This is a genomic window from Ancylomarina sp. YFZ004 (assembly GCF_054254355.1).
This window is the reverse complement of record NZ_JBTCHQ010000008.1, coordinates 114,913-131,003: the sequence shown is the minus strand read 5'-3', so window position 1 is coordinate 131,003 and position 16,091 is coordinate 114,913. Positions and strand designations below refer to the sequence as shown.

Sequence of the window (16,091 nt, the reverse complement as noted above, 5' to 3'; positions counted from 1 at the left end):
TTATGAAAATGAATAATAATATAAGGTCATTATTGGTATTGCTTTTTGTATTGACTAATATCAATTGTGAACTAAAGGCTCAAGAGAAGGTTTTATTGAGTACTGATAGAAATATTTATATTGCTGGAGAAAATATTCGGTTTAATGTAGGTGCTTACAAACTTAACTCAAATCAACTTTCGAATTTAAGTCAAGTTGTATACGTTGAATTGATTAATGATAAAGGGGTTCCAGTAATTCAAGTTAAAACAAGAATAAATAAACTGAATTCTCAATCGCAGGTATTGATTCCAGACACGCTATCTACAGGTAATTATTGTCTTAGGGCTTATACTCGATGGATGAAGAATAAGGATATTAGTTTGTTCTCTAAAGAGGACATATCAATCGTTAATCCTTTTGCAACCAATTTTTTGCCTTCTGGTGATAAATATTTTACTAATGACACAATTTTCACTTACCCTGAGAGTGGAATGTTGTTTCCGGCTGCTGAGAATAAAATGTTGATTAGAGCCTTAAATCCTAAAGGAGAAGGGAAGTGTGTCGAAGGATATATAGAAGATGATGAGAATAAAAAGATTACCGTATTTAAAACAGATAAGGAAGGATATGGACTTTTAAGTTTTATTCCAGAAAGTAATTCTGATTATTATTATTGTTTTAATGATACTAGAATTCAACTACCAACTATTTCTGAGAAAGAAAATTACTTGAAACTTTTTCATTATAAAGAGGGCATTTTTACTTTTAAGGTTTTGGGGAAACAAGCAAAAGGGCTGTGGTTAGATATTGTAAAAAAAGATGGAGAATTTGTGCATAGATATTCTGTTCCAAATGACGGAGAAATTCAGGTTAAGAATCAGGATGAAGGTATATTGTTTGCATTATTAGTTGATGAAAAGAAGAACGTTTTAGCCTATCGAGCATTCTCAAATTCTGAAGAGAAGGATTTGACTGAAATAAAGCTTAAAACGAATCAATATTCTTACAAGAGAAGAAGTGAGGTTGAAGTGAATATTGAGGGTGTTGAAAACTTAAAAGATATTTCTGTTTCAGTTGTTAAGTCATGTTTACTGAGAGATAAGAGTCATATCGTTAATGATTTAGAAATAAATGATAATTTATTAGTTCTCAACTCTCCTAAATTTCTTAGTAACACTCCAAAGAAACTTATGTTGCCTGAAGTAGAAGGAGAGTTAATAACAGGAAATATCACGAATATTGAAACGGGAGAGCCAATTGTAGATAAGAAGTTTATGCTTAGCTTTATAAGCAAAGAGCCGATTCTGAAATTTTCAACTACTGATTCGTTGGGACGATTTAAATTTGTAGTTAATCGTTATGGAGAGGAAGAAATGGTGATTCAACCAGTTTCGAATGATACCACATTAGTGAATTATAAGGTTAACTTAATTGATAATTATGCATCAAAATATAATCAATGTGTAAAAAAAGTATTTGTACTTGATTCTTCAAAAGCAAAAAAGATCAATGATGCAATTGTTAACATGCAAATAAGTACGCTCTATAGCTCGTTTAAAGCCAAGAGAGTTTTAGCTGATTCAATCCAGAAGCAGGATGCTTTTTATGGGAAGCCGAATGTCTCACGCTTTGTTGGCAATTATATTGAACTGCCAAGTGTTGAAGAGGTTGTTAGAGAGATTGTTTCTTTTACTTGGATTCGAAAAGATATGGGAGAATACTACTTTCGAGTTTATGAAGATAATTCTTTGTATCCTAGAGAATGTTCTACCTTGACCTTTGTAGATGGTGTACCAATTAAAGATGTTAAAAATATATTTAAGATATCACCTCAAGAGCTTGAGAGAATTGATGTGGTTAATTTGGGTTTTTTCCTACAAGATGAGGAATTAGGCTATCTTCTTTGTTTTTACACTAAGGATGAGAATATGGCTGAAATGGAATTCGATCAACGAATTTTCAGACAGGTGCATAAAGGGTTTATTTACAATTATCAATTTAGGGGGCCAAATTATTCAGATACAGAATTGAAAAATTCGCGCTTGGCAGATTTCAGAAATGTTTTATACTATAATGTATTTAAAGGGAATAATGAATCGTTAGACTTAAATTTTTTTACTGCTGATGAAGAGTCTGAATATACAATTGTTGTTAAGGGAATAAATGAGGTTGGTGAATTTGTCGAGAAAAGAAAAAATATTGTTGTGTTAGAGGGTTTAAAGAACTGATAAGTAATTTATTGATGTATATACTTGTGATTATTATAAGCCTTTCTTGTTAATAAGAAAGGCTTATTTTTTTTTGAGAAGTATTTATTTCTGAATGAGAATAGTTGCATAGGCTGAAACACCATCTTCAGAGCCTTCAAAGCCTAATTTTTCTGTAGTTGTAGCTTTTATAGCTAAGTCTTCAATATCTATTCCCATAACCTCTGAGAGCGTTTTCTGCATTTCCAGAATATGAGGATTGATTTTTGGTGTTTGCAAAGCGATGGTCGAATCGATATTACCGATGGTAAAACCTTTTTCTGCAATTATCTCAACAGTTTTCTTCAGTAATATTTTACTATCAATTCCTTTTAGTTCAGCTAATGTGTCAGGGAAATGAAAGCCAATGTCTCTCATGTTTGCAGCGCCCAATAAGGCATCGCAAATGGCATGAATTAAAACGTCACCATCTGAGTGCCCAACACTTCCTTTATGATGATCTAATTGAATGCCACCTAACCAAAATTCTTCACCTTCTGCTAATTGGTGAACGTCGTATCCGAATCCTACTCTAATTTTCATTATCTGAATTATTATCTTCTTTTACAGCAAAACGATTTAAGATCATTATGTCGTGTTGAAATGTAGTTGTACAAAAAAATCCTCACGTGAAATGAGGATTTTAAAGTTATATATTTTTTTAGTTTATCTTCTATTCGATTTTAAATCTAGATTTGCAGAAATTGAAACACGCAACGTGTTTTGTAGCGGGTTGTTCTGACTTGATGGGATTAAATATGAAAAATCAAGATCAAACATACTCAGTTTAACACCAACACCAGCTGTGTAGAATTTACGATTCCCTTTATCTTCGTTTTCGTGAAAATATCCTGTGCGAATGGCAAATTGATTTTGATACCAATACTCGAAACCTAAGCTCCAAGTTATCTCCTTAAACTCCTCACTCATGCCATCGGGAGCATCAGAAAATGAACTAAAAATACCAGACATTACACTTCTGTCATTTATATTTGATGATATATCCTCAGTATCATCATTAATTTTCTTTCCAGATGAACTTGGAACAAGTAACTTGTTCATATCAAGAGAGACAGTGATAGAATTGTACTGATCAATTTGATGTTTATAAGACGAACCAATTCTTAAATTTGTTGGAATAAATTCTTTTTCACTATCATCAGAATAACTTATTTTGGACCCAATGTTAGATACATTTACTCCCCATGACCATACTGAAGGATTATGAGACGAACCGTATTCTTTTCGATGATAAACAGATAAATCAGCAGCAAATGCATTAGCAGATCCAGATTCGTTGTTATAACCTCCTTGAGAAATATCTGAGAAGATATAGCGGAAAGCGATTGCCCCTGAAAAATTGTCTCCTAATCGGCGTGAGTAGGCAACATCAATAGATAGTTCGTAAGGACTTTTTTTAATAGGCGTTTGATTTGCTTCTTGTTGTAAAAATATATCACCAAGAGAAAAATATCTAAAAGATGCAGCTATTGTTTGATACTTATCTAAGCTGTAATAGCCCGAAAGGTAGGCTAAGCTCATGTCATCTGTGATTTCTCTTAACCAAGGCGTGTAGGAAGCACTAACACCTGCTTCACTTTTCGTAAAGCTATATTTCGCAGCATTCCAAAACATCGAGTTGTGATCAGGACTTGTGGCAACTCCTGTATTACCCATGGCACCAGCTCGGGAATCAGGTGTTATAGAAAGAAAAGGAACAGCAGTTGAAATATAATTTGCACCAGTCACTGATGTCTTTTGAGCTGTAGCTTTGTTTAATAGAGTAAAAAGAGCAAGTATACAAAGTGCTCTAGATAAGATTTTTTGAGTATTCATAAAGTTAAAATTGATTCGATCTGCAAATATATTATAATAACTTGAATTACTTATTTTTATTATTTAAGGATGACTAATTTTTGAAATTTATTTGCAGTTTTTCCATCCTCTGTTCTCAGTTTAACTCGATAAAAATAGACACCTCGGCCTATTGAGTCACCGAAGTCATCTTTTCCATCCCAGTTTATGGGGCCGATTCTAAAACCAGAGGAGTTTATCGATGTTGTAATAGTCTTGACAAGCTTACCTGAAACGGTCAATATTTGAATTAAGATTTCAATTTCTCCACTTGCTTGATTGTGTTCAAAATAGAATCCAGTGTTTGTGGTAAATGGATTCGGATAATTGAGTAGATGCTTAATGGCTAATTTTGCATCCTGTGCTACGATAAAATCAATTTGAGATTCAGATGAATTGTTCACATTATCCCAGACCTTCAAATTTAATTGATGTTCCCCTTCTTCAAGATTAGAAAGTTGGTAAGTTATCTGGCCTTTTTGGTAACTATCTAGTTCGGCTTGATAATGATCATTCAATTCAATACTGTTATCCTTGTTTTGATCTATTGTAGCAAGAATATTATGTCCCGAATTGGTGCCTAGTGTGTTTATACCACTTGAATCTTGAACCATAGCAAGTAGGAGTGGAGATTCATTGGTGGCACCTCCATTTACAAACTGTTCATCATTCATGTAGAGCTCAATTTCAGGACCTACTTTATCGTTAATAGTGTTGATATCTGAACCACCTACAATAATGTTATCGCTATATCCGCTTGCAGTCGTAGTGCTAGACTTTGCATAGTATTGGATTTTCCCCTTACCATATTCAAAATTGATATCCTTTGGTACAAGAAAACTAAAGCTAAATTCGCCATTTTTGATGCTTGCTTTACCAGAATAAAGAACATTACTTTGTTCTTTGTACTCAAATGGTGTTTCGTCATTACCTCGTGAAATTTTATCAGCAAATTTATCGAAAACTGTAGGGAAGAGTGTCCCATTAAAGAGTTCGAGTTTTTGTGCATTTTCATTCTCAACTTGTCCAGAGATAGTGATTTTACGATAAGCTTTTAATGTATCTGTTGCTTGATTTATATCGACATTATTGAGCTTTAGACTTGTGACATTATCCATTGGATAATTTAATTTTAAAGCAGGGTCTCCTAAAAGTGTGAAATTACGTTTGTTGTTACTTGAACCACTTGCATTTTTTGTAAGTCGCATGATATCGCCCAAACGTAGGTATTCATTTTTGCTATTTCTTGAGAAAACCTGATTGTAAAAGTTCTGATTTAAATAAAAATTAGGAGTTGAATAAACCAATCGAGTTGTCGTAAATAGGCCAATTCCACCACCATTATCTCTCAAAAGTATTCTTTCGCCACCAGATAATTTCTGATATTGATCAAATCGACTGAATTCACATGTAGCTGTCATAAATAGAGGAAGGCGGGTCTCATTTTTCCATGAGTCAATATCTTCAAACATCATTATTCTTTCATGAGCCAATCCATTCTCATTTCCATGCCCCGTATAGTTAACGATTAAGTTTCCTTTGTTGATATTATCTTCTATTTTTCTATTCACTTCAGGGTACCTATCTCCAGCAGACGTGCTTACTTGTGTAAAGTCATCAAGGAAAATACGATGAATTCTATATTCAGGATTACTTTCTTCAAGCTGAACGGCTAACCTGTTGGCATCGCGCATGTGGACGTTATTATCTTCATCATCTCCAATAAATGAAATTGCGGTTTGCCATTTCCCTAAGTTCTCACTCTTATTGTAATTTAGAATCTTAGAGGTTACGATCTGGGCTTCTTCGCTTGAATTGACGGGTAAGCGACCAATGCCAATATCAACCAATCCATAGGCTTCTCCCTCATTGTCATCAAGTAAACCAAAAAAATCATCGGTAATAAATGATTGAGTTGGGGATAAAGAATAAATCGACTGATAGGTAGGAATTTTATTGGTGTTAGTTGAACTAATCCATTTGTTGTCGTAAGAACCATCACCAAAGAGTAGAAGGTATTTTGGCATTTCGTCTTCAGTCGATGCTCTATCGTAAAACATTTTAACAAAATTTCGTATCGCTGATACATCTACTGTTCCGGATGAAAATTCGTTATAGATACTTTCTGTACTGACTAAAGAAACTTTAAGTTGATCTTGGGTTTTGTGAAAATCAGCAAGCTGATTGGCGTATGTTAAGAAGTCAGGATGACTCACTATTATGAGGTCGCTGGCAGAAAGGCCATGCAAGTTTTGATTTTGTATTTCTCCAACAAACTTAGGCTTTGGAAATTTAGAATTGAGATCGAAGGCAATCAGTTCTTTTAATCCGTCTTGTGATACATTAACACTGCCAGTAGTTCCATTTATTTCCATGGCAATTTGTTTCACTTGTGAAGTTTCGCTTACATCCCAAACCTTCGTATTGGTGTTTGCATTCTTAAGCTTAAAACTTACAATATTACCTACACCAACTGATCGTGAATCACGAAATGATAACTGCTCTCCTTCAAACAGTAGCTGACATCTGGCATTTAATCGCATATAGTCTAGCCATCCGATTGATGAGGCAGAGCCTTTTTCATATTCGATTTTAATATTGAATTGATCTTTTGTTGCTTTAAAATTAGTGAAGCGTTGTCTAACTTGAGCAGCATAACTAGCCGTATAGCTACTTGTATTGACTGTTGGGATATCAATTTCTCCAATATTATTATCGTTTGAACTTAAAATGAATTTTGTGCTTGAGGAAGAACGTCCAGCAACATGTGTATTAATGCTGATATTTTCATTCGTATTTAGGTTCTTAAAATTGAAAGGGAGTGTGTAAGATGTCGTGATGTCGAATATCTGTCCGAACCACAGTTGGCCCGACCTAAGAAGATTCTTTTTATCTAAGTCAATAACTCTATAAGAGTCAAAATCGTTGATTAGAACATTAGGGTTTTGCTCATTATTCACTTGCGAAATAATTGGAGAAGCTGTTTTGTCTGATGTCAAAAAATAATGAGAGGTATGACTGTAAAGGTGATTCTCGTGCACAAACTCGTCGGTATCTTTATCGTATCGCCAAGATCTTGGTCCTTTTGCATAAAATAAAATATAATCTCCTGAATTGAATATTCCATCGCTACCTTTCGACATATAAATGTGATTTAATACGAGATCATCACTTTTATCAGCATTATTCATTTTGGGAAGCATCCCACCACCATTACCATATACCCTGATATCTGTAGGCTTGTCAATGCCCATATCTAGAAGTTGCTGATAGCTTATCTTATGGATGGCTGTTGTATCCACACTTATTTTAATCCATTTACCGTTTGATAATATTGAGTTGTTTGCATAAACAGCTTTAATCCTGCTTTTTGTTTTTTGTTCCGAAGTTTGTGAAATAAGTTTGATTTCGAATTTTTTTAATTTTTCAAGCAATCCTGTTGATGGGTTTTTCCTGATTGGAAGAAAAGTGACCTGTAGGTAGCCTTTTTTTCGGATTCCAGCTTTATTTAGTTGAAAATTAAAGCGTGAAGCAATTTGGGTGGGATCTATGAGTTCTATTTCTTGTTGAGAAAGCGATTCATAACTGGTGTTGTTTAGGACAACAGAATAATTAGAACGACTATCATCAATTTTTAAGTTTTTTGAAAAATAAGGTAGGAAATTTGTGCTTGCGTCAAAATTTGCACCTTCGAAACTAAGTGTTTTAATTGATTCTCCTTCATTAGTATAAACTTCAGAGGAAAACCAGTTAAGTTCAAATTCTGCTTGATCTTGAGCAAAACTTAAATGTGATGCAAGTGTTAATATAAGTATAAGGAGCTTACGCATTATGGATTTAAATAGAATCGGTTTATTAAAAGAACATCAATGAAAATGAACTGTGAAGATATTCATAATTTGGATGAAGAAATAATATTACATTAGAAGATCAATAATCTAGATTAAAAAGATGCTTAATATGCGATTAATAAAAGATTGATAATTAGGATAAGTATTTAGGTAAAATGAGACTTGGTTTAATTAAATGTGTAAAAAAGTGAAAATCTATACAATAAGTTCTATTTACTTTTAGTTATATTTGTTGGGTGAAGAGTGCCTTTTTTTTGATTAAAGACTAGTTTTCTTTAACTATTGGAAAAATTGAGGCTGTTTTAAACTTCCTTTACTCAAATTGTTATTAGTTAAAAAAAATAGGTAAATTAGAACCTTTCACGACTACTTTGTTCAATAGGTATGAAGATTGTATACTTTGAGGAATATTTACCGGATGAGGTTTAAGTAGCATATTGAAAATAAATATCATCTCATTCTAATTGTTTGATGGTGAGTTTTTTAATTATATGTAGGGCAATTAGAGATTTTAAGTTGTACTTTCCCCATCATTATCTGGGAAAAATTAGAAGTAAAAAGAAAATTTAATCATATGAAATCGAATTTATTATTTTCTGCATTCGCAATTATTTTATTACTTTTTTCATCTTGTTCTAAAGTGAAGAATCTTGTAGGTAAGGAAGAACGTTCGTCTGCAACAGGTTGGGCTTATAATGATCCTGAGAATGGCGGGTTTGAATACAAAAAGGGGTACATTCAAAAGACTGGACCAGGTTTGGTATTCGTTGAAGGAGGAACATTTGTATTGGGCCGAACTCAGGATGATGTCATGTTCGAATGGAATAATATGCCACGTCGTGTAACACTTCCATCATTCTATATCGATAAGACAGAGGTGAAAAATGTTAATTATTTAGAATATTTACACTGGACTAAACGTGTTTACACCGATTATCCAGAGGTTTATAAAAAAGCTTTGCCTGATACGATGGTTTGGAGATCAGAATTAGCTTACAATGAGCCATATGTGAATAATTATTTGCGTCATAAAGCTTATTCAGAATATCCAGTTGTGGGTGTTTCCTGGGAACAAGCTTCAGATTTCTGTGAATGGCGTACAGATCGTGTAAACGAAAGAATTTTAATTGAAAAGGGGATCTTAAAAGATAATCCTGATCAACGTAACGAAAATAACTTTAATACTCAAGCGTATTTGATGGGACAATACGAAGGTGTTGTTGGTACCAATCTTAAAGATTTAAATCCGGATAACGAAGAGCGTCGCGTACGTTGGTCAGACGGAATCCTACTTCCAAAGTACCGATTGCCATCAGAGGCTGAGTGGGAGTATGCTGCATTAGCAACGATTGGTAACTCCACTGATGAGCGTATTGGTGATAAAAAGATGTTCCCATGGAATGGACATTGGGTTAGAAATGACTCTAAGAAACATAGAGGCGAGATGATGGCTAATTTCTCGAGAGGGAAAGGTGATTTTATGGGATCGGCTGGTGCTCTTAACGATGCTGGTGATATAACTGTACCTGTTGAATCTTATTGGCCTAATGATTTTGGTTTATTTTGTATGGCTGGTAATGTTAATGAGTGGGTTGCAGATGTCTATCGTCCACTTTCATCTTATGATGTTGCTGAGTTTAACCCATATAGAGGTAATGTTTTCACTACGCCATTACTTGACGAAGAAGGTAATATTGCTGAGAAAGATAGTTTAGGGCGTATTCGTTATCGTAATCAAAAAGATGAGGAATTGGTTAATCGTGTAAACTACAGAACATCTGATAATAGAAACCATAGAGATGGTGATTTGGCTTCAAGTGTTGTTGCTGATACAGAATGGACAAATGATGAACTTCGTTCTAAGGGTTCTTCTTTAATGTATTTGAATGCTCAAGGAGCAGACAATAATTCTTACAATACATTGATTAACGATGAATCACGTGTTTATAAAGGTGGTTCATGGAAAGATAGAGTATTCTGGTTATCTCCTGGAGCACGTCGTTTCTTAGATCAAAAGAGTTCTAGAGATGATATTGGTTTCCGTTGTGCAATGACACATGTTGGATCTCCAGTAGAAGGAAAATAGATTATATGATTCTTATATAAATTTTTACCCCATCGCTATAAACGATGGGGTTTTTTCTTGTAATTTTTTTTTAAATTCGCTAGTTCAATTTCAAGCACATTCTATGAATATCTCAGAGATTTATATCCTATTCAAAAAATATTCTATTATTGTAACTGATAGTAGGAAGGTTGTTAAAGATTCCATATTCGTTGCCTTAAAGGGAGATAGTTTTAATGGTAACAAGTTTGCATTAAGCACTCTTGAAAATGGTTGTGCTTATGCGATAGTTGATGAAAAAGAGTATGCAATCGACGATCGTTTTATATTAGTTGATGATGCTTTAACTTGTTTACAAGAGCTCGCAAGAGAGCACCGTAGAGCGCTTGGGATTTCGATTCTTGCGATAACTGGAACCAATGGGAAAACAACAACGAAAGAACTGGTTAATGAAGTCTTGAAAAAGAAATTTACAACTTCAGCAACCCAAGGCAACTTCAATAATCATATTGGAGTCCCCTTAACTCTTTTGGAAATGAATTCTGACACAGAGTTTGGGATTGTTGAGATGGGAGCGAATCATACTGGAGAGATCAAGATGCTTTGTGAAATTGCCGAACCTAATTATGGCTTGATTACAAATGTAGGTAAAGCTCACCTAGAAGGCTTTGGTTCCTTCGAAGGTGTGAAAAATACGAAAAAGGAGCTGTATGATTATCTATCAACTCACGATGGAGAGGTCTTTGTTAATTGTGAAAATGATCATTTATTAGGGATGCTTAATAACCAAAAGAAAGTTTTCTATGGCAATTCTGATAAGGCTTATTCTAAAGCTCGATTCCTACAAGCTGAGCCAAAACTGATTATTGAACTCCGTTCTCCTATTGGGAAGTTATATATCAAAACACAATTGATTGGAGCTTATAATTTTGAGAATGTTTTAGCTGCTGTTACTTTAGGTCGTTATTTCAAAATTGATGAAATCGAGATAAAAGAAGCATTAGAAACTTATACGCCGAGTAATAATCGATCTCAGTTGAAAAAAACAGATAATAATGTTCTGTTTCTCGATGCTTATAATGCGAATCCAACCAGTATGGCTGCAGCAATTGAAAATTTTGCAGCGATGAAAATGAAGAATAAATTTCTCATTTTAGGAGATATGTTGGAGTTGGGAAATGAGTCTGAAAAAGAACATCTGGATTTGTTAGAATTATTGAATCAGAATGACCTCTCTAATACATTGTTGGTTGGAGATATTTTTTCAAGTTTGTCTTCAAAATACAAGTTTGAAACTTTTAAGACAGTTGATGATCTAATTATTTACCTTGAAAAATTGAATCTAAAGGATAAATATATTTTAATTAAAGGATCAAGAGGAATTAAGCTTGAAAAGGCGATTGTAAAATTATAACTTATGAATATAGCTTGGGTTTATTTATTGATTGCAGGACTTTTTGAAGCAGCCTGGGCGATAGGATTAAAATATACACAAGGGTTTTCTCGTTTATGGCCTAGTGTATTTACTATTATTGCAATGGGAATAAGTCTTTACTTTTTGGGCTTAGCTCTTAAGAATTTACCTGTTGGAACTGCTTATGCTGTTTGGACAGGAATTGGTGCCTTTACAACAGCTATACTTGGCATTATTTTATTCGGCGAGAGTGTTCATTTTGCTCGCATATTCTTTTTATTCCTACTACTGGTTTCAATAGTAGGTTTAAAATTTACCGCTAGTTAGTAGATCTTACTAGAAAGTTAGATCCGAGAATCTCTTTTTATTCTGAATAAAATAGTCAGCAATAATACTTCCTTTATATATTTCCCTATGGAATTCTGTCGTTACTAAAGGGTTTAATGTTCTTCTTTTTTCACGCATTTTACTTAAGTTGGTATAAAATGAGTAGTGAGCTTTTAATAAAGCCATGAAATTGTCGAATTCGAAGCTAAGAAGAAATTTAACACCTGCTACACCATCCAATATCATTCTTAATATTAGGGTTGTTAGTAGTTTCTCAGAGGGCAAATTTTTAAAAAGCATAAAAAGGTTATTTCTGAAATTCAGATGTAGTTTTCGTGAACTGTGATTGGGAAGGGTTGCACCACCAACATGATAGACGACACTCCCAGGATGACAGACGATTCGAAAGCCTCTATTCTTAATTCTCCAGCAAAGATCGATTTCTTCCATATGTGCGAAAAAATCACCATCAAGCCCTCCCAGTTTTTTATATACTTCTGATCGGATAAAAAGGGCAGCTCCACTTGCCCACATAACATCAGTAAGCTGATCGTATTGACCAGAATCATGTTCGATAGTATCAAATACTCTACCTCGACAAAAAGGATAGCCTAAATGATCGATATAACCACCAGAGGCTCCTGCATATTCAAATTCGGACTTATTATTAAATGCTTTAATCTTTGGTTGAGCTGCTACAATATCAGCTTCCTTTTCGAATAATTCATAAATAGGGTCAAGCCAATTTTCACTCACTTCAACATCAGAATTCAAAAGAACAAAATAGTCATGATCAAGTTGATCTAAAGCTTTATTGTAGCCATCGGCAAAGCCATAGTTTTTATCTAAAACGATGGTTTTAAGGTTTGGATATTCTCTTTTTATAAAGGAAATAGAGTCATCAGTGGAAGCGTTATCAGCTACAATAACCTCAGCCCACTCTCTATTAGAAAACTGGGTGACAGAAGGAAGGAACTGTTCTAATAATTTCTTTCCATTCCAATTAAGGATAACCACTGCAATTTTATTCATGACTGAGTATTGTGCTTGATGTGAATTGTGAGTTAAATATAAACTAAATTACGGACCTATGAAGTTTGTTTGTGTTTCCATCTTTTGTGAGACCACAACCAGTATGATGGATTTTCATTGATAATTTCTTCGAGCATGCGAGTATGTATTTCTGTAATCTCGTTTTCCTCAGTTTCCTTTGGTTTATCAGTAATTGTAATGAATTCGTATTCGTAATAACCACGTTTGATCTTGGTCATTTTTGTGTATACAACTACCTGATCAAGTTTTTTAGCAATTCGTTCAGCACCTTGAATAATAGGCGTGTTCTGGTTCAGAAAATTGGTCCAGTAATGCAAATTTCTACGGTTAGGTGTTTGGTCACCAATAAAAGCTGTGATAGTAAAATGATCTTGATTTTTATGTCTGATCATTGTGCGTAGTGTGTCATTTTTTGCAAGTGTTTTCGCTCCCAAACGTTCTCTGATTTTGATATACATGTTGTCGAAAACTTTGTTGTGTAAAGGCTTGTATATGGGCAGAAATTCTCCATCAACGTGAATGGCTAAAGAACTTAACCATTCCCAGTTGGCGTAATGACCCGTAATTGCAATAATGCTCTTGCCTTGATCCTTATATGGAAGATAGAAATCGGGATTCTTGCATACGCAACGTTTCAGTATTTCTTCTTGACTAAAATTCCATAATTTAATGGTTTCAATAAATAAATCGCAAAAATGATGGTAGAATTCTTTTCGTATTTTTCTGATTTCTTCAGATGATTTTTCAGGAAATGAATTTCTTAAATTTTCGTTTACGACTTTCTTTCTGTAGGCTATAACTCTATAAATAATGAAAAAGACAAAATCAGAGAAAATATATAAGATCCAAAGAGGAAGAACACTCAATAAGCGACAAAAGGCATAAGCCAAATATGAAATAAAATGAGTCATATTTTAATTAATATTTTAAAAGTGATGCTATGATTTTAGCATAAATTTCTGAACGCAATTTTTGAATTCAGTAAAATTAAATGAATTACTTGCTATTATTTCCATTCCAAAGATGTAATCGTCTTTACCATGAAAATCACAAACATTGCCACCAGCTTGTTGTACTAAAAAGGCACCTGCTGCTACATCCCAAGCTTGAAGACCATATTCATAAAAAGCATCGAAACGGCCGCAAGCAACATAAGCCAGATCAGTTGCAGCTGAGCCAGGGCGACGAACACCTTGAGAATTGATGCATAAATGTTTGAGCAGTTCCATATAGTTATCCAATTGTTCGAAATTCTGATATGGAAAGCCAGTGCCAACTAGGCTCGTTTCAAGTGTATCGGCTTTTGAAACTGATATAACTTTGTCATTAAGATAGGCAGGAGCTCCCTCCCAAGAATAAAAACATTCGTTTAAGCTTATTTCATAAACGACACCCAGAACAATTTTGTCTTCCTTCTTTAGTGCGATACTAACTGCAAATGGAGAGAAACCATGGATGTAGTTCGTTGTTCCATCTAATGGATCAATAATCCAATTATATGATTCTCCAGTTTTGGTCTCAGTTCCTTCTTCAGCAATAAAACCCGCTTCTGGAATAAGAGGTTTTAAAGCCTCTATGATTTTAGCTTCAGATGTTTTATCAACAAAGGTTACAAAGTCATGTGTGCCTTTGCTTTCAATAACACTAGCATTTATTTTACCTTGTTGTTCTTTTATAAACGCGCCAACTTCAATGGCAATTTTTTGAGTTTGTCTGCAAACTGATTCCAGATCTATCATGAGCTGTGTGGCTTTATGTTAGAATTTAAGCAAGTTTAAATTTAAAACTTTTTTCATCGATAAGTTTAACTTTTACGTTCCCATTATCTTTTATTTCAAACAAATTAACTTCAGCGATACGATTGCTAAGATTTGGATTGTATTCGATCTCGACTTTAATATAATTTTCAGTGAAACCATACATGATTCCATCATTATTATAGTCTTCAAATAAAACCTTTGCATTTGTTCCCAAAAAGCTTTGGTAGAAGGCTCTGAGTTTCTTTTCTGATAGAATTTGAAACATTTTAGCTCTTTTCTTTTTGTCTTCTTGACAAACTACTTCTTTAATTTCCAGCGCTTTTGTTCCTTGTCGTTCAGAATAAGGGAATACATGGAGCTGTGAAATAGGTAATTCGTTTATGAAATTATAAGCATCAAGGAAATCTTCCTCTCTTTCACCTCTGCTACCTGCTATAACATCAACCCCTATAAACGCATCAGGAGTGAGATCTTTGATTTTAGCAATTCGCTGAGCAAAGAGTTCACGATTATAACGACGCTTCATTAACTTAAGCACATGATTGGATCCAGCTTGAAGTGGAATATGAAAGTGGTTGACAAATTTATCTGATTGAGCTACAAATTCGATAATCTCATTACTAAGTAAGTTTGGTTCGATAGACGAAATTCGAAAACGCTCTATGCCTTCAACCTTTTCTAAAGCTTTTATTAAATCGAAGAAATTTTCATTTGTACTTTGCCCAAAATCACCAATATTAACACCAGTAAGAATGATTTCTTTGGCGCCTTGTGCAGCTACTTTTTCGGCTTCTTTCACCGTATCAGCGATACTCATATTTCGACTTCCACCTCGTGCAAAGGGAATGGTGCAGTATGTGCAGAAATAATTGCAACCATCTTGAATTTTTAAGAAACAACGTGTTCTGTCTCCCATAGAGTATGAAGCTTGAAAATCTTTTACTGATTCAACTTCACATGGATGCATTTCTCCAGTGCCTTTTTTCTCTAAGTGGTCAATATATTTATGTATGTTGAATTTTTCATTTGTGCCTAAAACTAAGTCTACTCCAGGAATCTCTGCTATTTCTTTGGGCTTTAATTGCGCATAACAGCCAATTACAACCACAAAAGCATTGGAGTTTGTCCTGATGATTTTCTTTATAGCTTGTCGACACTTCTTATCAGCCTGATCGGTAACAGAACAGGTATTGATAACGTAGATATCAGCTTTTTCAGTTGTTTTAACCGTTTCGAATCCTACTTCTTTAAAAGTACGACCAATGGTTGATGTTTCTGAAAAATTTAATTTGCAACCTAATGTGTAAAAGGCTACTTTCTTTCCTTGCGACATGTTTTCTTCTCCTTTGCTGATAAAATTGGTGTTGGGTTTAAACATCTTAGTCTAAAGAAATAAAAATTAGACCTGACGTTTAAACTCTGATAATAATCTCAAATCGTCTGAAAATCAGTTGATAGTCAGGTAAGAGGATTCTATAAATAAAAAGAACTACCTCAGAATATGAAATAGTTCATTGTTTATGAATCTGTTGCAAAATT

At 34.0% G+C, this 16,091-nt stretch carries 11 protein-coding genes; 4 read left to right on the top strand and 7 right to left on the bottom strand.

The genetic code is table 11. From position 1 onward, the window contains the following. The first annotated feature begins 8 nt into the window (after window positions 1–8). Window positions 9–2,210: a hypothetical protein gene (locus tag ACXR6G_RS13515; RefSeq protein ID WP_458361967.1), complete on the top strand. Its 2,202-nt coding sequence runs from the start codon at window positions 9–11 to the stop codon at window positions 2,208–2,210. A gap of 84 nt (window positions 2,211–2,294) precedes the next feature. On the opposite strand, the gene ispF is transcribed toward ACXR6G_RS13515, so the two are convergent. From ispF to porU, 3 genes are all read right to left on the bottom strand, one after another. Continuing rightward, window positions 2,295–2,771, bottom strand: a complete 477-nt coding sequence (gene ispF / locus ACXR6G_RS13510; RefSeq protein ID WP_458361966.1) for a 2-C-methyl-D-erythritol 2,4-cyclodiphosphate synthase — start codon at window positions 2,769–2,771, stop codon at window positions 2,295–2,297. Between the two features lie 123 nt (window positions 2,772–2,894). Beyond that, window positions 2,895–4,064, bottom strand: coding sequence for a type IX secretion system outer membrane channel protein PorV (gene porV / locus ACXR6G_RS13505; protein ID WP_458361965.1), 1,170 nt, complete (start codon window positions 4,062–4,064; stop codon window positions 2,895–2,897). A gap of 59 nt (window positions 4,065–4,123) precedes the next feature. Then, window positions 4,124–7,912 carry a type IX secretion system sortase PorU gene (gene porU, locus ACXR6G_RS13500; RefSeq protein WP_458361964.1) on the bottom strand — a complete coding sequence of 1,263 codons (3,789 nt, stop codon included), beginning with the start codon at window positions 7,910–7,912 and terminating at the stop codon, window positions 4,124–4,126. Between the two features lie 595 nt (window positions 7,913–8,507). Between porU and gldJ the strand changes: the two genes are divergently transcribed. The 3 genes from gldJ to sugE all read left to right on the top strand — a co-directional run bounded on the left by gldJ (window position 8,508) and on the right by sugE (window position 11,739). Continuing rightward, entirely contained in the window at window positions 8,508–10,019 is a 1,512-nt protein-coding gene (gene gldJ, locus ACXR6G_RS13495; RefSeq protein WP_458361963.1) for a gliding motility lipoprotein GldJ, read from the top strand. A gap of 103 nt (window positions 10,020–10,122) precedes the next feature. Beyond that, complete coding sequence (locus tag ACXR6G_RS13490; RefSeq protein WP_458361962.1) at window positions 10,123–11,412, top strand: UDP-N-acetylmuramoyl-tripeptide--D-alanyl-D-alanine ligase; 1,290 nt, start codon at window positions 10,123–10,125, stop codon at window positions 11,410–11,412. A gap of 3 nt (window positions 11,413–11,415) precedes the next feature. Next, window positions 11,416–11,739: a quaternary ammonium compound efflux SMR transporter SugE gene (gene sugE / locus ACXR6G_RS13485; protein WP_458361961.1), complete on the top strand. Its 324-nt coding sequence runs from the start codon at window positions 11,416–11,418 to the stop codon at window positions 11,737–11,739. Window positions 11,740–11,748: 9 nt separating this feature from the next. Here sugE and ACXR6G_RS13480 read toward each other — a convergent pair whose 3' ends face one another. The 4 genes from ACXR6G_RS13480 to mtaB are packed head-to-tail and all read right to left on the bottom strand — an operon-like array spanning window position 11,749 to window position 15,930. Continuing rightward, a complete protein-coding gene (locus ACXR6G_RS13480; RefSeq protein ID WP_458361960.1) occupies window positions 11,749–12,771 on the bottom strand; it encodes a glycosyltransferase family 2 protein in 1,023 nt (340 codons plus the stop codon). A gap of 56 nt (window positions 12,772–12,827) precedes the next feature. Continuing rightward, window positions 12,828–13,703, bottom strand: a complete 876-nt coding sequence (locus tag ACXR6G_RS13475; protein ID WP_458361959.1) for a lysophospholipid acyltransferase family protein — start codon at window positions 13,701–13,703, stop codon at window positions 12,828–12,830. Between the two features lie 27 nt (window positions 13,704–13,730). Next, on the bottom strand, window positions 13,731–14,531 hold the full coding sequence (locus ACXR6G_RS13470; protein WP_458361958.1) for an inositol monophosphatase family protein: 801 nt from the start codon (window positions 14,529–14,531) through the stop codon (window positions 13,731–13,733). Window positions 14,532–14,556: 25 nt separating this feature from the next. Beyond that, a complete protein-coding gene (mtaB, locus tag ACXR6G_RS13465) occupies window positions 14,557–15,930 on the bottom strand; it encodes a tRNA (N(6)-L-threonylcarbamoyladenosine(37)-C(2))-methylthiotransferase MtaB (RefSeq protein ID WP_458361957.1) in 1,374 nt (457 codons plus the stop codon). Window positions 15,931–16,091: the final 161 nt, after the last annotated feature.

Bases quoted from the DNA above. Each gene is read 5' to 3' on its own strand.
- ACXR6G_RS13515 (WP_458361967.1), top strand. From the start codon at position 9: ATGAATAATAATATAAGGTCATTATTGGTATTGCTTTTTGTATTGACT.
- porU (WP_458361964.1), bottom strand. From the start codon at position 7,912: ATGCGTAAGCTCCTTATACTTATATTAACACTTGCATCACATTTAAGT.
- ACXR6G_RS13480 (WP_458361960.1), bottom strand. From the start codon at position 12,771: ATGAATAAAATTGCAGTGGTTATCCTTAATTGGAATGGAAAGAAATTA.
- ACXR6G_RS13490 (WP_458361962.1), top strand. From the start codon at position 10,123: ATGAATATCTCAGAGATTTATATCCTATTCAAAAAATATTCTATTATT.
- ACXR6G_RS13470 (WP_458361958.1), bottom strand. From the start codon at position 14,531: ATGATAGATCTGGAATCAGTTTGCAGACAAACTCAAAAAATTGCCATT.
- ispF (WP_458361966.1), bottom strand. From the start codon at position 2,771: ATGAAAATTAGAGTAGGATTCGGATACGACGTTCACCAATTAGCAGAA.
- mtaB (WP_458361957.1), bottom strand. From the start codon at position 15,930: ATGTTTAAACCCAACACCAATTTTATCAGCAAAGGAGAAGAAAACATG.
- gldJ (WP_458361963.1), top strand. From the start codon at position 8,508: ATGAAATCGAATTTATTATTTTCTGCATTCGCAATTATTTTATTACTT.
- porV (WP_458361965.1), bottom strand. From the start codon at position 4,064: ATGAATACTCAAAAAATCTTATCTAGAGCACTTTGTATACTTGCTCTT.
- sugE (WP_458361961.1), top strand. From the start codon at position 11,416: ATGAATATAGCTTGGGTTTATTTATTGATTGCAGGACTTTTTGAAGCA.
- ACXR6G_RS13475 (WP_458361959.1), bottom strand. From the start codon at position 13,703: ATGACTCATTTTATTTCATATTTGGCTTATGCCTTTTGTCGCTTATTG.